General features: G+C 44.7%; 17 protein-coding genes and 2 pseudogenes. 14 read left to right on the forward strand and 5 right to left on the reverse strand.

Annotation, left to right across the window (positions count from 1 at the left end; translation table 11 throughout):
- The first annotated feature begins 174 nt into the window (after positions 1–174).
- The 4 genes and pseudogenes from NZD89_RS00390 to NZD89_RS00405 all read left to right on the forward strand — a co-directional run bounded on the left by NZD89_RS00390 (position 175) and on the right by NZD89_RS00405 (position 3,817).
- Positions 175–1,473, forward strand: coding sequence for an MFS transporter (locus NZD89_RS00390; protein WP_268005915.1), 1,299 nt, complete (start codon positions 175–177; stop codon positions 1,471–1,473).
- A gap of 85 nt (positions 1,474–1,558) precedes the next feature.
- A pseudogene (locus NZD89_RS00395) lies at positions 1,559–2,083 on the forward strand (thiolase family protein); the annotation flags it as partial.
- Between the two features lie 378 nt (positions 2,084–2,461).
- Entirely contained in the window at positions 2,462–2,635 is a 174-nt protein-coding gene (locus NZD89_RS00400; RefSeq protein WP_268005916.1) for a hypothetical protein, read from the forward strand.
- A gap of 90 nt (positions 2,636–2,725) precedes the next feature.
- Positions 2,726–3,817: a hypothetical protein gene (locus tag NZD89_RS00405; protein WP_268005917.1), complete on the forward strand. Its 1,092-nt coding sequence runs from the start codon at positions 2,726–2,728 to the stop codon at positions 3,815–3,817.
- Positions 3,818–4,857: 1,040 nt separating this feature from the next.
- Here NZD89_RS00405 and NZD89_RS00410 read toward each other — a convergent pair.
- Positions 4,858–6,015 (reverse strand): site-specific integrase, encoded by a 1,158-nt coding sequence (locus tag NZD89_RS00410; RefSeq protein WP_268005918.1) that lies wholly within the window; start codon positions 6,013–6,015, stop codon positions 4,858–4,860.
- 327 nt (positions 6,016–6,342) lie between these two features.
- Here NZD89_RS00410 and NZD89_RS00415 point away from each other — a divergent pair, with 327 nt between their 5' ends.
- From NZD89_RS00415 to NZD89_RS00435, 5 genes and pseudogenes are all read left to right on the forward strand, one after another.
- On the forward strand, positions 6,343–6,516 hold the full coding sequence (locus NZD89_RS00415) for a helix-turn-helix domain-containing protein (protein ID WP_268005919.1): 174 nt from the start codon (positions 6,343–6,345) through the stop codon (positions 6,514–6,516).
- A 160-nt stretch (positions 6,517–6,676) separates the two neighbouring features.
- The gene (locus tag NZD89_RS00420) at positions 6,677–6,841 is read left to right on the forward strand and encodes a hypothetical protein (RefSeq protein WP_268005920.1); all 165 of its coding nucleotides are present in this window, start codon (positions 6,677–6,679) and stop codon (positions 6,839–6,841) included.
- Between the two features lie 233 nt (positions 6,842–7,074).
- Positions 7,075–8,439 (forward strand): recombinase family protein, encoded by a 1,365-nt coding sequence (locus tag NZD89_RS00425; RefSeq protein ID WP_268005921.1) that lies wholly within the window; start codon positions 7,075–7,077, stop codon positions 8,437–8,439.
- Between the two features lie 3 nt (positions 8,440–8,442).
- Positions 8,443–9,984: a recombinase family protein gene (locus NZD89_RS00430; protein WP_268005922.1), complete on the forward strand. Its 1,542-nt coding sequence runs from the start codon at positions 8,443–8,445 to the stop codon at positions 9,982–9,984.
- A 301-nt stretch (positions 9,985–10,285) separates the two neighbouring features.
- Positions 10,286–11,774: pseudogene (locus NZD89_RS00435) on the forward strand (IS5 family transposase).
- Positions 11,775–12,678: 904 nt separating this feature from the next.
- On the opposite strand, the gene NZD89_RS00440 reads toward NZD89_RS00435, so the two are convergent.
- Together NZD89_RS00440 and NZD89_RS00445 are read right to left on the reverse strand one after the other, a co-directional pair.
- The gene (locus tag NZD89_RS00440) at positions 12,679–13,377 is read right to left on the reverse strand and encodes an IS6 family transposase (RefSeq protein ID WP_268005923.1); all 699 of its coding nucleotides are present in this window, start codon (positions 13,375–13,377) and stop codon (positions 12,679–12,681) included.
- Positions 13,378–13,510: 133 nt separating this feature from the next.
- Positions 13,511–13,840, reverse strand: coding sequence for a hypothetical protein (locus NZD89_RS00445; protein WP_268005924.1), 330 nt, complete (start codon positions 13,838–13,840; stop codon positions 13,511–13,513).
- Positions 13,841–14,144: 304 nt separating this feature from the next.
- Here NZD89_RS00445 and NZD89_RS00450 point away from each other — a divergent pair, with 304 nt between their 5' ends.
- The 4 genes from NZD89_RS00450 (at position 14,145) to NZD89_RS00465 (ending at position 16,597) form a co-directional block, all read left to right on the forward strand.
- A complete protein-coding gene (locus NZD89_RS00450; RefSeq protein ID WP_268005925.1) occupies positions 14,145–14,579 on the forward strand; it encodes an Hsp20/alpha crystallin family protein in 435 nt (144 codons plus the stop codon).
- Positions 14,580–14,935: 356 nt separating this feature from the next.
- Positions 14,936–15,229, forward strand: coding sequence for an SDH family Clp fold serine proteinase (locus tag NZD89_RS00455; protein ID WP_326492936.1), 294 nt, complete (start codon positions 14,936–14,938; stop codon positions 15,227–15,229).
- Complete coding sequence (locus NZD89_RS00460; protein ID WP_268005926.1) at positions 15,219–16,169, forward strand: hypothetical protein; 951 nt, start codon at positions 15,219–15,221, stop codon at positions 16,167–16,169. The genes NZD89_RS00455 and NZD89_RS00460 overlap by 11 nt, the downstream gene beginning before the upstream one ends.
- A 155-nt stretch (positions 16,170–16,324) precedes the next feature.
- Positions 16,325–16,597: an EamA family transporter gene (locus tag NZD89_RS00465; RefSeq protein ID WP_438938748.1), complete on the forward strand. Its 273-nt coding sequence runs from the start codon at positions 16,325–16,327 to the stop codon at positions 16,595–16,597.
- Positions 16,598–16,740: 143 nt separating this feature from the next.
- On the opposite strand, the gene NZD89_RS00470 is transcribed toward NZD89_RS00465, so the two are convergent.
- Both NZD89_RS00470 and NZD89_RS00475 read right to left on the reverse strand, forming a co-directional pair.
- Complete coding sequence (locus tag NZD89_RS00470) at positions 16,741–17,739, reverse strand: EamA family transporter (protein WP_268005927.1); 999 nt, start codon at positions 17,737–17,739, stop codon at positions 16,741–16,743.
- A 179-nt stretch (positions 17,740–17,918) separates the two neighbouring features.
- Entirely contained in the window at positions 17,919–18,425 is a 507-nt protein-coding gene (locus NZD89_RS00475) for a GNAT family N-acetyltransferase (protein ID WP_268005928.1), read from the reverse strand.
- Positions 18,426–18,919: 494 nt separating this feature from the next.
- Between NZD89_RS00475 and NZD89_RS00480 the strand changes: the two genes are divergently transcribed.
- Positions 18,920–19,375 (forward strand): manganese efflux pump MntP, encoded by a 456-nt coding sequence (locus NZD89_RS00480; protein ID WP_268005929.1) that lies wholly within the window; start codon positions 18,920–18,922, stop codon positions 19,373–19,375.
- Positions 19,376–19,416: the final 41 nt, after the last annotated feature.

A 19,416-nucleotide genomic window follows, 5' to 3' on the forward strand; every position in this document is an offset into this window, starting at 1 on the left:
CAACTATCAAAGTTTTTTGAAAACGGTTACATTTTCCGCTAGCAGAGGGAATATATAGATACCCAAGAGCGAGGAAAAGGGTTGCGTTCATCTGATTATATCTGAATATTAAAACTAATGTGAAGTCGGTAAGGGGCAAAATCGCAACCGCCCGAGTAGAGGAGGATAAAGCGTATGATGAGTTGGGTACAATCTCGATACATCATGAAGTATCCAGTCGGCTGGATGCGCGTAGGTTTGCTTGCCCTCGTGATTATTGCCAACATTGTCGCAAACTATGAAGGGGAACTGGCACCAGTCGTTCCCATCATGCTTCCAGACTTGCATTTATCTTTGACGGACTACGGTTTCATCGTTGCAGGGAGTGCTGTCATTTCAGCGATTGTGGCGCTTATCTCTGGTCCATGGATCGACAAGTACGGACGTATGTTCTTTGTTGTCGCAGGAACGCTCGTCACCGCCATTGCTGTGTTCGCAATGTGCCTCGTTCACAACACAACGCAATTTATTATTGTTCGTTTCATCATGGCCATCATTCTAGGTGTCTGCATTCCGGCGACGACAGGGCTGATTCGGGACTTTACACCACGTGTTGGACGCGCCTTAGGCTTTGGACTTTGGACCTTCGGCCCGGTAGGAGCGAACTACTTGGCTGCGGGTGTCGCGGGTGCTACATTGCCGAAGTTTCACAATACGTGGCAATCGCAGTTTGTCATTATGGGCATCTTCTGTCTCATCGTCGCGCTGATTGTTGCCTTCCTCATTCGCGATTTGTGTCCTGGTCTACGCGCCCAAATCGTTCAAGACCATAACGATGTTGCGAGTGTCAACCAGTCTTCAAAGGATAAAGATGAAACCATCGCGTCGACGAAACTGGTGTATGGTTCGTTTCGCATTTGGGCCCTGGCAGTCGGTATCGTCCTGTTCCTGCTCTTGTACTTCTTTAACCAAGCATTTGGCCCGGTGTATTTAACGACCGTGTTCAAGTATTCGCCGGCAAAAGCGTCTACCTTTGCTAGTTACTTCTGGCTTGCCAACATGGTTGCGTTGGTCGTGGTTGGTTGGCTGTCCGACAGATTGCGACTGCGCAAAATCTTTTCCTTCATCGGTGTCATCGGCTTACTCCTCTTTATGTACTTCTGGATTCACCTAATCGGTCATCATGTGTCAACTGGAACCATGATACTGTACAACTCATTGTCAGGTGTTCTCCTTGGGATTGGGTTTGGACCTTGGATGGCCTTGTTCTCAGAAAACCTTGAAGACATTCATCCAACCTTGCAGGCAACTGGCTGGGCAATCTGGGCATTTGCGACCAATGTCCTTGTGGCTGTTGCTGGGTCCATCACCTTTCCAGTCGCAGATAAATATGGCTTTGGCGCTTGGTTCGACGTGTGCTGGATAGGTGCCGCGGTTTACGGTGTTCTCATCTTTGTCGGTCGAGGACCTTGGTTCAAGAGCAAACGCGCCTGAAACAATATGCCGCGTGTGGCGGTGGCCGCGCGCGGCAGGGCAACGCAAGAAAGTAAGTTGGAAGAAATCATAGGGAGGAAACAACATGGATCGAGATCCAGTGATTATCGCGGCCGTTCGCACGCCGATTGCCCGCATGGGTGGCGCGCTTGCGTCCGTTCCCCCACATTATTATGCGGCTACCGTAATTGCGGAGTCCATTTCGCGTGCCAATGTACAGCCAGACATGATAGATGATGTCGTGATGGGCAACGTCCTGGGAGGAGGCGGTAATATTGCACGCGTGTCAGCGCTGAAAACAGCGTTATCGCTTGCCATTCCAGGCCTAACGGTGGATCGACAATGCGGGTCAGGACTGAACGCCCTTCATATAGCGGCACAAGCCATCCAGGCGGGAGACGGCGATATCTACATCGCCGGCGGGGTAGAGAGTTACAGTCAAGCACCTTATATGATGGCCAAGCCAACGACTCTGTACAGCTTGCAACCTCCTCAATTTCAACGATTAAAATTGTCGCCGCGCGAAGTCGGAAACCCGCCGATGGGCATTACGGCAGAAAATCTCGCAAAGAAATACGAGATTAGTCGTGAAGAACAGGATCAGTTTGCCCGGTTCTGGTGCAAAAAATTTTAGGCACGCCATATATAGTGAACATGGACCTGATTTGATTCAAAATCCCGTCCAGATATGGTGTGTACAAATATTTTTGCACCAGAACCACCCGCTCAAGGTCCAATGCGTTATTCGTGTTATCGAGCACCAACAGCCCCCCTCTACACAACTGCATGCCATCTATCTCTGACATACACACTCTGGTGTAACATCACACGGTCCTTCCTTTCAAGAGACAGGGCTGGCTACCGTGGTACAATAGTGACAAAAGTGGGCTTGACTCGGGCGAATGTAGGCGTCGTGAAGTAAGCCGCATCACGTCTGTATATCCGTATGTAGTGCAGGAGGTTAACCAATCAACAAGAATGGATCAACATGTTCGTAATAAAAGGAGCAGGCAGCAGAAAGACAGGCTTTCGAGCAATCAGCGAGGTCGTGTCGGCTCGTGGTCATGGTAACCGAGACCTGATTACGTTGCTTCTGGACAAGGTGATGCAATCTAACGACCCAAAGTATCTTCCGCTGCTTTCGGAGGTGGGAACCGATTGAGTATATAAGGTTCAGGTGATGATTCGCCGAGTCATTCAACAACTGGAGTCATGCAGAACGTAACAACTCATAGAAAGGACCAGACGCAAGATGAAAAGGACACCGAAAACATCACCTAAGGTGCAGATGAATCCGCGGCTGATGGCAGCTATTGGAATTGAGCGACAAGAGAACAACACATCAGTTGTACAGCTCTCTGCGTTGCCTGGCACATATGCAGAGATCGTTCATCGCAAACGGCAGTATGTTCCGAACGATTACACAGAGAACAAACAATGGTTGACATGTCGCGGGTGCGGCCGGCGGGGTCAATATGACCTCGGCCTGATTGTGGTTCATCCGGAATTATTCCAAAAAACAAATCCATTCGCCCATGCTGGTCACGAAGAAGAGAGTCTTGGACAAGTAGCGCAGGATATTTATGATTACATTCAGTTTACGGGGTATTTCCGATGCAAGCATTGCAATGGGGGAGGGGAGTGGTCGTTCGGGAATGACTTTATAATGTTCCTCCTAGCAGCCACGCTTCGATGGAGTGTAACGGATGACGATGATGGATCGGTGGTTCAGTTCGGTAGCTTTCAATCCTTCGATGGACATGAACCCAAGTCGGCGACGGATGCGGAGGAGCATTTGCTTGACCTAATTGTGCAAAAACCAGATGACGCATTTCTGTGGAACCGCCTTGGCAATGTGTATCGACGTGGTGGTGCGCCTGAGCTTGCTGTTGTTGCCTTCGAACAATCTCTTCGCAATGACAGTGCTCAGGTAGAGTCGCACGCATCACTGGCCAATATTCTCTACCACATTGACGAACTTGAAGCTTGCATCCGTCATTCTCATTTAGCCCTTGCCCATGCGAGGTTCTACACTAAGCTCGAGTTTACTGAACGCCATAAAATGATTCGTCTGTTGCTTCGCAATTTGCTTGATGCATCGATGGCTCTGGATAACACTGACTTGTTTCTGCCCTCCAGGGAATTGATGGAAGCTGCCGCTTTTCACCACGGAAAACCTGTTGCAGAGTCAGATGGAATTCTGGATCTTCGCTCATTTGATTTATATCTCGATGACATCGACAGCTTTGCAGGCCTTGCGGATGTTTACGTTGGTTCACTAGGGCGAACGCGAAAATCGACAGGGTCCAGGCATCACAAAAAGAAAAAGAAGCGCAAGAGATAGGTTAGTACTCAACAACTGGAGTCATGCAGAACCTAAGTGTTGAATCAACCATGGTGGCGTCCCCGATTAACCAAAGTAACGTGCCAGGTTCGATAATATGCGACTCGACCTACTTACGAACAATCAAAAATATCCAAGGGTGAGCAATGGTCGCCATGCAGATGCCTGTACCCGTGTCTCATCGTTCAATTGACCACATTTAAGTAGATATCCCGTTCCTGAGTATGTACCGTGTGTGGCTGAATTGGAAGGGGGAGGAACAAAAGGTTAAAAGGGGAAAGAGGTAACACCTCGGCTGATATTCGGTCGAGGTTTTCGATGTCAGTGAAAGGATGACGGTAGTCGCAAGGTGAACGGCCTTGTGGTGCAGGTAGTGATATCTCAATCCCCTAAACGGGCTTATTTCATTGACTCAAAATGACCATCGAAGAGGTAAAAAATGAACGTTTTATTCTACTTTTCCGCGTCATAAGGCCTAGAGGCTATCACAATTAATCTTTCTTCTCGAAGTGTCTGTTGGTTTAAAGCTTTTCAACTAGGTGCACACGGTTTGTAAAAGACGCGGTTTGTTGAGAAACCTCGGCATAATCGACACGTAGGCAACGGAGACACAGTTAGCCCCTTCACTACAGTCGCAGAGTAGAAGCTTGGAATAGTAGTGTTTCCCATTAAAAGTGACATTTTGCTCATTCCAAGTCTTGAGTGAAGCCAAATATAAAACGCAGGGTATTTGTACTAAGCCGTAAGGCGGGCTATGGTTCAAACTGGATGACCGCAAAAGTTAGGGCTAGACATTCTGCAGATAAACATCATCGCGTCGTAATTTTGCAAGGCCACGATTCGCCTCCAAAAGTCGTTAAGTTCGAGTCCACGTCTTTTGATCCAGAAAGCTCCCTTTGTGCAAGGCAAGTTAAAGTGAATTCGCTCTTGGTTTCTAACCCTGTTCTAACATTCTCTGACCGCTCACATAAGGCAAACCTAAATAAACTCAAAGCTTGTTTACGGGTCAATTTTAAACTTGTATTATCCATGCCATTTTTCTACACAGAGTCTGGGGTGTCGAAAAGTCGCGCACCAAACGTGTCAACTGCCTTACGCTGCATTCTCGGTAGAACATGGGCGTATCGATTCAATAAAACATCCGCTTTTTCGTGACCGATGCGTTCTTGAACGACCTTGATACTCTCGCCTTGTTCCAGGAGTAAACTGGCATGAGTATGGCGTATATCGTGAATCCGAATTCTCTTTAACCCAGCTTTTTCAACAATCTCGTTGTACGCCTTGGTTACATTACTACGAAAAATTGGAGTTCCCTTTTTTGTACAGAACACCAAATCCAAGTCGATTTGAAAGTGCTCACCACCCAGTTCTCTCAACTGGTTCCAATGTATCCGGTGATCTAGAAGGGCTTTCGTGACCTGCGCGTTAATATCGATGGTGCGTCGGCCAGCCTTTGTTTTCGGAGGCCCAATTTTGTATCCTCCCTTAACAAAAACCACCTGCTGTGTGACACTTAGTGTGTTTTCATCGAAATTAATGTCCTGCCATCGTAATCCTAAAACTTCGCCAATTCGCATACCTGTTGTAAATAACAGGAGAAAGAGAGGATATAGTGAGTTTGCCTCTGCAAACTTCAGGAACGTCCTGCCTTCATCTAATGTCCAAACGTTTAAGTCCGGTTCCTCCACTTTCGGCTTATCTACTAGGTCACATGGATTCATGCCAATATACCCCCACTTTACTGCTCGTTTAAATATCTGATGAAGTAGCAGGTGTACGTGCAAAATGGTACGCTCTGAAATGTTTCCAGGCTTTCCATCAGATCGGGGCATTTGGCGTATCACTGAGTAAAAGTGCTGAATTTGCGGGGCCGTTAAATCCTTTAATTTCTTTGAACCTAGTTGAGGAAGAATGTAAACACGCAAATTCCAGCTGTATGAACGCCATGTCGTGGGGCGAACTTGGTTCTCCTTGTCTGTAGCCCATGCTTCAACAAAATCCTTGAAGAGCAAGGTAGTAGGTTCAACATAAGAATTCGTTCCGATTTCCACTAGTCGCTTCGCGAGTGCAAGCTCCGCCTCGCGTTTGGTGCGAAACCCTGATTCCCACTTTTGCTTGCGTTTCCCGTTTGGAAGAACTCCGATCGTGTAGACAATATACCATCTGTTCCCCTTTTTCGTGACTGTGCCCCTCATCATGTTCACCTCATTATTTCTTTCAATCGGTTATCATTGTTCACATATTTACGTAAACAAAAACACGCCATGGGAAATATCCCATGGCGTGTTTTAACGGACACGCAATATACAACTTTATGGCGTTTAATGTACTACACTTGTTTCTATTGTCAAGAGGAAGTTGACTTACCCATCACAATTTTTTACTTCGCCTCTTGACGACAATTTTACGTTTTGTTATGGTTAAATCAACTTAAAATGAGCTGCCCGATAAAGCGGCCGAACTGACTTTGCTGTCAGTTTGGCCGCTTTTTGTTTTTCCAGGGTGCTCCAATTGGAGGGACATGAATGAATCAATATATCACTATCATGGAGTTTGCAAAGCTAGTAAACATCGGTCGCAGTACGGCTTATGAAATGACGAAACAACCTGGATTCCCCAAAATTCAGATTGGTAGGATTATCCGAATTCCTACCGACCAGTTAACAGAATGGTTGGAAAAACAATCTTTAAACAAATAATCACCATTGGAGTGTTGTTAAGTGGGTCAGGAGAACGTCTCAAAGTCCAGAGAAACACCTACCACTTTGGAAGACTGTCTAAAGAACCGAATTGATGACCTTTTGTTATCACAGCAGGTCCTTGAGAAACTAATCATTGATCTTAGGAGATGGAATAAGAATGGAACCGATATTTAAAAAGCTGGATTTTCCGGGCAGTAAAACTGATACCAAATTTATTTTGTTCAAAGACACGAAAGCCGTTCAAATTCAGTTGCTCCCTGGCTCAAGTGTTTCGGGAAAAACGAAAGGTATATCTATTCACACCACAGGTAAGAACTTGTAAAAAAACCTGTAAGGTGCTGATCATAATTTGGAAATAAAGATAGTTAAATCCGTTTACGACGAAACAAAGTCACGTGAATCCGAACTTTGGATCCGAAGAATTTTAACAAAGTTACTCATACAAGAACTGCGACCGGACCCGATTTATGCGAGTAAATTGCTTAAAGCAAGTGAACGGATGTACGGACCGTTAAATCAAGAAAAGAATTCGTCATGAGGGAGAGTATGATTCTAATGAACAAAAAGCGACCAAACCGTCGAAAGAAAACAGCCGTCTATTATCGCGTTAGCACGGACGGACAGGACTTTCAATTACAGGTAAATAGCATTGCTTCATATATTAAAGATGTCCCGTCCGAAGACATCGAATTTTTCCATGATTATGCGGTGAGTGCAAACACAGTACCACTGCAAGAACGGCCAGAAATGCAACGACTTTTGAAATGGGCCGAGCAAGGTAGAATTAGTGTCGTTTACGTGTATCATAGGGATCGAATGATGCGTGAACCCTACGAATGGGACGATATCCGCAGCGGGTTACTAAAACATGGAGTAAAAGTAGTCTTTACTGAGGCCAGTGAACTTCAGATACAGCCTGATAGTGTTGAGAGCTTAATGGGTTACATGGCTTACCTCGAAGGCCAGGCGATTCGTAGGAAAACGCAAGAAGCTCTTCGTTCCTATCCGACACATTTGTATGGATATATACGGATTTCGCGTAAAGAGTACGTAATCGATGAGACAAAGGCTAACAAGGTAAAACACCTGTTTGACGATTTTCATAAAGCTAGTACTTTCGAAGACAGGGTGTCAGTGATTCGAGAGTACTCAAAACTTTTAAAGCGGCCCGACAAGCGTGTTCTCGCGATGTTAGACACTCCGTTTTACGCTGGCCTTCGGGTCGCAAATGGTCAGTATACGGTTCTTGACTATGCACCAGCTATTATTGACCCAGATATGTATCAACAAGTAGAAACTAAATTGCGGGAATTTCAAGATGAGTTATATAATTATAAACTTCAATCTCCTCCACACCTCGTTGTTCCAGTTTGTGGGCTGTGCGGGCTGCCCATGCACTTAAATACAAACTATTTACCTGATGAAGAGTATGTATGCAGTCGGCACAAACTACGAGTGCCAGCTCGTGCTTTAGATGTACAACTGCAAGAATTAGTGAAGGAAAGAATCACGCAAATTGATGGTGAAGCTGTTCGCAGGGACACTTCCGTATTTTTGCGACGTTGGTTTCAAATGCGGGAAAAAGAAATCAATAAGGTAGAGCTAGAGATTCGAAAGCTGTCCGATGACATTGTACACAATTGTAGTCCAGGTGAAGAAACCGAGAAATTTGAAGTTTTGTCTAAGACAAAAAAGAAGTTGGAAGAATTACTTACGGAACAGGATCAAGCCCACAAAATTCTTAAAGACATTAATAATCTAGTTGCAATCGTTAAGGATCAGCTTTCTGATGAGTTCGGAAAAGATGACCAATTGAGACTAGCGACAGATGCATTAATTGACACTGTGCGATTGTACCCAACACATGCCGAGGTTGATTTCTGTTGGAGCCAATATCTAGATCTAGGGGAAGGTGCATAAACGTTGTCGTTGTTACCTGCCGTAGAATATGTAAGAGTTTCTGATCCAAAGCAAAAGGGCAATACATCATTGGAAACCCAGACGAGAGATGTCCGTGAGTGGGCATCTCGTCTGGGCTATGAAATCATTAAAATCTATCGAGATGAGGCAGTAAGTGGGTACAAAAAAGAGGCCGCAAAGCGACCAGGGGTAATAGAGTTAATGCGCTATCTTAAAATAGGTGATGCCAAAGCTGTCATCTTTTACGATGAAACTCGTGCTGATCGACGATTTTCCAGTTGGGTAAATCAAGTCTTTAAACCCGTAAAAGGTGAAAATCCTATGGTTAAGTTCTTCCGCGTTGGATTGGAAGAAGAGTGGAATCCCTGGTCTCCTGAAGTTGTACTTAGAATGATTACTGGCAGGCAAGAGTCGGAGAATAAGAGAAATAAATCGAAGGACTTCCAAAAGGGGCTGTTAAAACAGGAAAAGGTCCAGCACCCTGGTTCACGCCCTCCGTATGGATATAGGTATGACAAAGAAACGCGTAATTTGATCCGAGTACCGTATGAAGCCGATGTCGTCTATTTCATCTATTACGTTGCAAGTTGGGGGTACTCATCACAACAGATTTCGCAAATGCTCAACACACTAAAATTGATTCACGTGAAAAGTCATACCTGGAGTGCATCATCTATAGATGTGATTTTAACCAATCAAACATACTTGGGGGATCTTTACTGGAATTTACGGTCTCTAGAGTCCGATCTTGAGAACCAAGGTCAGCAAATGACCTTATTTAAGGATGTTGTACCAGCTATAATACCAGTTTATCTATGGGAGATTGTTCAGTCCCTGCGTGAAATTAAGCAACAAAATAAACGAGCTATATCGACGTCTCATTTGTACCAAGGACTCTTAGTGTGCAAAAAATGTGGTATCCATCTTCGAATTAAGGACCAAACCCCAAGTAAGCCGACTAAGAAATACGTGTATTACTATTGCTCACAATGCCATACTCGTTTTGAAACTACTACTCTGGATAACAAGATCCTTCATAAATTTATTTCCGAATGGGTGAGCACGCTAGACAAACAAATTAACGTCGCAAAATTGGAACTATCGACTTGGAATAAGATATTATCTACAAATTTAGAACACTTGGAATTAAAACAATTGGAGTTGCAACATAAGTTGAAAGTGTGTGACCCAGATACGCCAAACTACACAAACTGGGTTGACTTACTTCAAAATCAATTATTTGAGAACAAACACGAAATGGATCACGTAAAGGTGACTATTCAAAGAATATCTTCCTTACTCCAAAATGATAACTTATCTTTGACGATAAACCATTATCGAGATTATGCCATACAGGAGTTTAACGATACAGAGCTACGAACCCTAATGATTGTTCTGTTACGGTCTATTATCATTTCTGGTGACGGAGCGGTTACCATTGAGTATAGGTATACTCCACATGTGGACATCCATAGTGACATGGATGTATTAAAGAAAAGGCTTGAAGGGTCCCGTCTTGAAGCGCAATCACAAAAACACATCTAAATAAATGCAAAAAAACCATAAGGGAGCCAGGCAATGAAAACCGAATATATTTGGGGTTTGTTTGTGGTGGATGAAAGGACTCAATTTCCTAACTATTATCCGATTGGTATCTTTTCTACACGAGAAAAAGCATTAAACCAACTGCGCAAGTTAGCCAAGGAATATGACTATGAACTAGTTAGGGTCTACTGAATGAACCATAAACCCACGCTTGGCAAGGAATCAGCGTATGATTTGTCGAAGTAAAGTGTATCGATTTTGAGCGGAACAAGCGAAAAACCGTGCACTTGGAGGACCGGCATTGTACGCGAATCATCAGGACCAACAGATACTTCCCGGAGACTTCTTTCTCCCGTTTGGGGGACGACTTAGCGAGAACAACCGCTGGGTTCAACTTTCGTATATCCCATGGCGACGTGTAGAACAGGAGTACAGCAAGCACTTCAGCAAGGACGTTCGGGGCTGACGTGCGGTTTCGGTTCGGATGGCGCTTGGTGCCCTGATTATTCAGGAGCGGGAAGGTTTTTCAGACCGTCATTTGGTCCAGCACATCACGGAAAACCCGTACCTTCAATACTTCATTGGTCTCCCGGCGTATCAAGAAGAACCCCCGTTTGACCCGTCTCTGCTCACCCATTTTCGCAAACGGTTGGGACCCGACGTCATCAACCAAGTGAATGAGTGGATCGTGCAAGCCGGACTGAAGGATGAGCAGAATGGCGACGATGACCAAAACAACAATGAACCCCCCAGGGAATCTGGACAGTCCGAAGTAAACAGTCAATCAAAAGCTGAGGTTCAGGAGCCTCAAACCCATCAAGGGAAGCTCATTCTGGACGCAACCTGTACACCGGCAGACATCGCGTATCCGACAGACCTGTCGCTGTTAAACAGAGCGCGGGAGAAGCTGGAAGACATCATTGATACGCTTCACGCGCCGCATAAGGGCGAAGTGAAGAAGCCCAGAGACCGACGTCGTCAAGCACGTCGTGACTACTTGAGGACAGCGAAGAACCGTAAGCCGAGTCGTGCTGAGATTCGCAAGGCTGTCGGTCGGCAATTGCGTTATGTGGCACGGAACTTGAAATTCATTGAACAACTCGTACATTACACTCCCCTCATGGCACTCTCACGGCGACAATATCGTGACCTTTTGGTCATTGGTGAGCTATATCGGCAACAGCGAGAAATGTATCAGAGCCGTAGTCATCGGGTGGACGATAGAATCGTAAGCATTGCACAACCCGACGTTCGACCGATTGTACGTGGAAAGGCAAAAGCAAATGTGGAGTTTGGTGCAAAGGTGTCAATCAGTGTGGTTGAAGGATATACACTGATGGAGAGAACAAGTTGGGACAGCTTCAACGAGGGTTCGACGCTAATTGAGTCAGTGGAGCGGTACGTTGAGCGTTTCGGATATTATCCGGAGACCATCTTGGCGGACAAAATCTACAGGACACGTGAGAATCTTCAGTACTGCAAAGACCATGAAATCCGGATGAGTGGTCCGAAACTTGGACGACCACCAAAGCAAGTCGACCGTGAGCAAAAGAAAATGGAACAACAAGATATGGGCGAGCGCAACGCAGTGGAAGGAAAGTTTGGTTGGTGAAGGCAAGCGCATCTACGGGCTTGGCTTAATGCGAACGCGCCTTCGGCAGACAAGCGAGACGGTCATTGCCATCCAGTTACTGATTATGAATCTCGAAAAGAGGCTACGGCTTCTTTTTTTGCTCATACTCGGAGAACTTTTTGGAACAGATTTCGGCACGACCGTGGTCATTGCGTAGTTCATTCATCAGACCCTAGTTAAACTTCCAATTGACGAATTCTGTGGACATTTAGACAGGGATGGCGTTTTAAAAGACGGAAACGGGTACTTGCATCACGAGCATTATCCGTTTAAGACTGATCCTGATAGCGTTTTTCTATAAGATAATGTGCTTTTAAGATTATGCCGCTTTTTGTACTGTACTCAGAAAATTACAAACTTCAGATTAGGACAAAGTGAGCTATTTGCGAAACGGGTTCCCAAGTCTGATCCTGCATGTAATCAACGATGAGCCTCAATGATCACGGTGCTATTTTGGAGAATTCAAGATGTGTAAAGAACCGAAAGGGACTTCTTACACTCATCGAAGACGATAGTTCCATTTCGTTAAAGTCCCGCATGACGCGGGGGGTTAGGTCTTTTGTTATCGGTTGTTTGCCTATAAAGGGATCCCTTTATTGGTAAACAACCGATAAATGTCTTATCAAAATGTGTAAAGAACCGAATTTCTTGCAGGCGTATAGAATTGACTGAAGTACAGATATATCAGTTGGTCATATTAAAAGCTTCATGTGACGGTATGCCCCCTTAACAAGGGCAGCTTTATTTCTCGACCAAATATTGCGTTATGAGGGCCGTAGTTATTTATCTCGTATTGTTTTCTCACTGTAACTCTAATTGCTAAAAATTCATAATTCTGCCACGGGAACCTTTATTATATACTCTATTCGTTCCTAAATTACCGCTTAGTGTCGTTTCTGTTGCAATTGCAAACTTGGTTATTGTTTGAATGGGTGTCAAATATTGAGGTGGCCAAATTATGAGTCTTGTCAAAGTTTTGCAACGTATCGATAAAAAGAAATCGGTTCTGGTGCAAAAATCAAAAGAGGGTAGAGATGGATCCTAATATCGTTGATATGGGGTTATGCAGCGAAGTGGAAGAGTTCACTGATAAAATCTACGAGGGAAGAGACAGGTACGTGAGGTGACTTGACCAGTTCTTTCCTTATCATGTGTATAGCCTCAATGCCCTTGAGTGTATAGTCGGCAGTTTGAAACGATTTGAACCCCATCATCGGATTCGTGATTTTCTTGATGAATCGATGATCTTGTTCAACAATGTTATTCAGGTATTTCGTCTGCCGGATGGAGGTTTCTTGCGGTATCTCCATTTCGTCCTTTAATTGTTGTAGTGCCGGAGGGTAAGTAGGGTTTTTATCTACGGTGATGACTCGCGGCGTTTGATTGTGTGGAGAAGAAAGCGCTTTTCTGAAGAACCGCTTTGCAGCTTTGACATCTCGACTCGAAGACAGCATGAAGTCAACAGTTTGCCCTTTAGAGTCTACTGCTCTATATAGATAAGCCCATTTTCCTTTTACTTTAATATAGGTTTCGTCAACTCTGTAGGAATCGGTGGTCGGCTTCAAATAACGTCGAATACGCTTGTCCAACTCTGGACCGAACTGATGGACCCATCGCAGGATTGTGGTATGAGAAACCTGAACTCCTCTTTCTTTTAGCAGTTCGACGATGTCCCGGTAACTTAAGCTGTATCGCAAATACCACCGAACCGCCATCAGGATAATATGAGATTCGAAGTGCTTCCATTTGAACGCATTCATAATATGCCAGCCTCATCCCTGAAGTTTATCCGGACAATACTAGCACGCCTGCTGTTTTTGCACCAGAACCGATTTAGAGTTTGGCTGCAAACAACACGACAAAGGGAAGAGTGTCCCTTTGTCGTGTTCATGATTACCAGTAATATCCGCCGTAACCATATCCGTAATACGGAGCCGTCGCCAGCGCACCGAGTGTCAACCCGGTCAGTGCGCCGAATGCAAAATAACCGAGAGGTGAATACACTAAACTTACCTGATCGTCCTGAACACCCTTTTGGATGGAAAGTTCCACTGAATTCTCTTCATTGTGGTTAAAACTGACAGCTGCCGTGTATTGACGCAAGTAAATCCCGGACGTAGACACGGAATGCAAAACACCGACGTACTTTCTCCCCGTAACATGGTGAGCCACGACCACTCGCCCCACCAGTCGGCATGCAACTGGATACAAAGGGTGATACATTTGCCTCCCCCTCCCTCATGTTGTTCGTTTCACCATATGTAATGTGAATGCAGGCGGGCGTGTACCGGCGATTGTCTATGGAATACTTGACAGTTATCCGGCTCGTTCCTAGCACCGACACGAAGAGAGTGTACAGGCTCTGATCTTACGAACTCAGAATCTTGGTGAACAGGAAATGTGTGTATCTTTTCAAGGTTTGTTGCGGTTTATCGAGCAGCGGTATCTAGCCAAGCCCTTCTTTGGAATGTTTGTATGGTCCCTGGACAACATAAACTCAAAAACAACTCCGGAGGTGCCCTCAAGGATGCCGCTTATTCCCTATGACCCATTTCGTCTGATAAAACAGGATGGTTCCCGCTTTCCACGGATTTTCGACAGCGATTGGTTTGAAACTCATTTTTCCGGGATGGCGAGAGTTCCGGTTGATGTTCATGAAACACAAACTGAAGTAGTTGTGACTGCCGAGATCCCTGGACTGGAGAAGAGGGAAGATGTAAACATCACCGTTCATGACGGCCACCTTCATTTGAACGGTAAGATTGAACGTACCAGTGAACAGAAAGACGAGAACATGCATCGGACAGAACGCTATTATGGACAATTTTCCAGAACAATTCCACTTCCCACAGAGGTTAGCGAAACAGGAGCAAAAGCGTCATATAAGAGTGGTATTTTGGAAATCAGGCTGCCGAAAAGTCAGGCACAAATAGGTCGGCAAATTGACGTCGATTTTCACTAAATCGGTTTTGCAGTTCGGCACAATGAAGTCTGCGATACATAAGTCGGGGCGATTTGCCCAGATATTTCAGTATCACACCACCTATTGTGCTGAGCCATGATTTTTATCGTCTTGTACCGAAGTCTGTTACTGTCAACCTCTTTTCCAAATTCCTTGAGGTGTTGAGGTTATGTGGTTTTGGTTGCTCTTCCTCGTATAGACACTCGTACCTGTGTGGCGTCAATACTGAATCAAGTCACAACGCATGCGGGCGATTCGACAAGTGGAGCGCCGACGGGATACACGAGTGATCACATTGATTCACCGCCAAGAGACGAATAAGTTTTCTTGGAATTCCACTTAGGAATTACATTTCGATTGAGGATTCGGAACAAATTGTACGTGCCATTCGTATGACGCCAGATTTCATGCCAATTGACCTCATCTTGCATACGCCGGGTGGAATTGTTTTGGCATCGGAACAGATCGCACACGCACTTAGCCACCATCCGTCAAAAGTTACTGTGTTTGTCCCGCATTACGCCATGTCAGGCGGAACGATGATTGCACTTTCGGCGGATGAAATCGTGGTAGATGAAAATGCCTGTGTTTTATTGCTTGTTCGTTCGACAGCCGTGGGTATAACAGGGGGGCTTAATAATGAAGAATAAGTTACTGTCTGTTTTGATTTGTGGTGCAATTGTGGTAACAGGATGTGCTCAAGAAGGGAGACAGGGACAAAAATCTCAGAGTATGCAAAACGCAACACAAAGTATGGCCAAAAGCGCATCAGTTCAAAGAGCATTTTCAGATGGCAGACTACAAGTGATGCAGCAAGATGAACAAACGAAACGGTCGATTCTCCAAAATACAATGAAAGAACAAGGGATGATGATGGCCGATCCTGAGCTACGACAGAGACTTATTGTATTCAACACCCAAATGAATCAACTGATGACCAATCACCCAACAGGTAAGGAACAGTTAATGGTATCTACATTAGCGGTGCTGGATGGGATAAATGCCGACACAAAAAAACATCAGCAATTAGTCGAAATTCAAAATGAATCTCGAAAGAAAGCATTAAAGGATCCCGTTTTACAACGAGAAATCCTGCAGCAGGGAGTAAATGAACAGATCTTAAGCCTAAATAACCCATCCACTTCACGAAACGTTAAAGAACTATCGTTAAAGATGAGCGGCGCAATTCTTAACGACAAAGATTTTAGGACCAGAAAACTGACTCAAGATGTTCAAGGGTTCAATGATATTTCGGCTACGCCCGCCCTGCGTTCTGAAATGGCAGATGCAATGATACCTTTGCTAAAGGATCCGAAAATTGCAAGCGAGTTGCAAAAAATGATTACCATGGCGGTGGCACAAGCAACACAAAAAATGCAAGTGCAGATGCAACAACAAATGCAACAACAAATGAAACAGCAAATGAAACAACAAATGCAACAACAAATGAAACAGCAAACGAAACAGCAAACGAAACAGCAAACGAAACAGCAACAGAGCATGGGGACATCAAACCCGAAAAGTTCCTCGGATCATCAATCCAAAATTGGGGAAAAGACGGAGAAGCAGTCGGGAAGCTTGATGGAATAACTGTACTCAACACGGTTCTGGTGCAAAAATATTTGAATACACCATATGTAGTGTGGATTCAGTTACGATACACCACTGTATATTGTGGTTTCGTGAATTTTTGCACCAGAACCATCCAATTAGGAGTTGTCGCCGTTGGTTCGGGCGGTGTCACCATGTTCCAGCATCCATCCTACACACATCTGACAGTCTCTTTTTGGTTGATAACAGGCTATTTAGCGGTATTCGCTACGATGTTTGCATTTTTTGTTCAACTGACCATGATACGAAGAACTTCACCTTCACGGGTTGCCGTCCTGATGAGTAGTGAACCCATTTTCGCCGCGTTAGCTTCAGTTCTAATTCTTGGTGAAAGTCTGTCGGTGACTGCTATGATTGGGGGAGCTTGCATTGTTGCAGGAATGTTATGGGCCAGGAAATTAACATAAGCTTGTTCAGTTAACGCGATAACTGAACAGGCTGTCTGTCACTGTTTTTGTATGAATATTCGTTCCCGTTGCCGACGCCGAAATGTCGCTATCGGGCAGTTATGTGCAAGTTTTTGAACCAAAAAATGACCAATATTATATACTTACATTCCAGTTTCTTTGTACCATTGATTAATGTCGGTTTGTCCTTCTTTGTCATGAACTCCATGACCAGCACCAGGAACTAAAATGAGATGGGCATTTTTATTTGTCTGTCTCAGCTCATCATAAAAGAACTGAACCGATTGCCAAGGAACTGTAGGGTCTGCTGTCCCTTGTAGTAAAAGAGTTGGAGCGTGAATTTTTTTATAGTTAACTGATACACTCTCATACTTTTGCGAAGAAGGTTTAAAAGGACCATAAAGTGTGATGGTTCTGGTGCAAAAATTCACGAAACCACAATATACAGTGGTGTATCGTAACTGAATCCACACTACATATGGTGTATTCAAATATTTTTGCACCAGAACCAATTGGATTGTCGTTAACGCACCTGAGTTCATTTCCTTGCCATCTGTCATTTTCTTCGTGAAAGTCATTTGAACAGCACGACAAAACGCGGCTCCAAGAACCAAGAAATCCCCAATGTTGATGTGATATCCATGTAAGGTCAGTAAAGCTGTTCCCAGAACTGAAACAATCACAGCACCGAGTAAGGTCAACTTGGGTCGCTTTCGATATACAACACTTTGTATCAACGGAACCATTACCGCAAAGAGACTGATGATAAATCCTGCATTTGCGGCAGATGTATTCGCCACACCGTAGGTTTCAAGTGTGAAGATAGCGAACAAGAATGCTCCAAAGACAATGCCCGTTATCCATGTGGAGCGATTCGCTTTACGTATTGCTCCGAAAGTCAGTGGCAACATGAGGATTGTGGTCAGTAAAAATCGAATGAACAGGAATTGCATTACGGGTACGCTAGAAACAACATGCTTAGAAGCCACATACGTGGTTCCCCAAACCAAGGCAACAAGCAACAACGAGATATCCGCTGTCCATCGTGAACGCCAGATTTTATTACACGTGGATACCAAGGGACTCTGACCTTGACTGGTGACATTTGATGCACCAATCCTAATTTTTTCGATATGTTCCATAGATACTCCACCTCTCCACTTCTCTCTGTATTCTGAATTGTATCATGCTGCTCTGAACTACCTAATTGCGTATAACTGCCCGTTAGCAGAAGAACGTTTCTTGAATTTTCGCTTCCCGTTAGCTGAAGAACAAATCACGAATAAAAGGTAGCCCAAAAGCAGGCTACCCTTCACCCTTATCACCGCTTATTCATTTCCCAATAGATCATGTCTTCCGTTTGAGATAACTTTTTCATCCCGACCTTTTCCAGTACACGAATAGACGGTACGTTGGTGACAAGGCACTCTGCGGTGACACAGCTGACCTTCGGTTGATGGAAAGCCCATTCAATCAACGCCTGAGCCATCTCCGTGGCATATCCATGCCCCTGGTACTCAGAGATAATGTCATACCCAATTTCAACATTCCCGAGTTGATCTGGTGGGGATTTAAAGCCCATGGAACCGATCAGGATAGCATCCGAAACATGAACAATCATTCCGCTCCATTTTCCGACCCTGGGATCTTGTTCAAGTTCCTTCAGTGTCATGGGGAATACGAATTCTCGAACTGGATCACTTGGAAAATCATTGGGTACTTCAACATTCAGTATGCGACCTAACTCGACCTTGTCATGAATAGCTGCCAAAGCTAGTTCTTGATTCCAAGACACCATACGCAGACGTTTCGTCTGTAAATCCGCCATTATACAATTCCCCTTTAATACGGGGATTGTCGCTATCCAATCCCCTAGAAATTTTTATTGAGGACTGGATTTAACGCAATATACACAGGCGTACCCCTTTGCATTTTGAATTATATAAATAATACCATATTTCACACCGACAGTAGTTTAGCTAAACTGCCCGCTAACGCAGTAACAGTTCTGAACCAATACTGTATATTTATGTATCGAGGAGTCCGAGTCCTTCTCAGACATTCGCACCCGTATGTTCAAGAAGCGGGATTCGTCCAGATCAGTTGTCATCAACTTTGCCCAATGCCTTGGTTGTTCTGTCCAATTCGTAAGACAGTCCGCCCCCATACCCTTATAAGGACCGAAAGGCGGAGGCGTAGGGAAAATGGGCTGGTTAAGTGCGTTCATTACAGCGAATTTGATTGGAATTGGCTCGAATTTCGACAACTGTGGTACAGGTATCGCTTACGGAAGTGAAAAGATCAAATTTCCCCATTGGGTGAATGCAATCATCAACGCAGTTGGGGTTTTGTACGGCACTTTTAGGTGCGTACATGGGAAAAGTCATCGCTCATTATATTACGGTTACACAAGCAGGTTGGGCAGCGTGCATTGTTCTCGTTTACATCGGGTTATTTTTCTGGTATTCCAAATACCTGCATCCCCGAGTTTCCCGTACCCACAAACAAATACGTATCCAAAAACCAGGGTGGAAACAAGGAATTGTTCTGGGCTTCGCACTGTCATTTACGAATTTGGCAATCGGATTTGGGGCTACTGTCTCTAATGCATCTACGATATGGGTAATTGTCTTCAGTATTGCCATCTGGGGCTACATCATGATCTGGCTCGGAAACGTGGTAGGCATCGGTATTCTCGCAAGACTGCTCGGTGAATACTCGTCTTTTGCCGCTGGACTCTTATTGATCTTAGTCGGGATTCATCAAGTTACAGGATAAACGAGCCGATAGAAAACAACAGTGGTGATAATCCAGTAAAG

Source organism: Alicyclobacillus fastidiosus (assembly GCF_026651875.1).
GTDB lineage: Bacteria > Bacillota > Bacilli > Alicyclobacillales > Alicyclobacillaceae > Alicyclobacillus > Alicyclobacillus fastidiosus.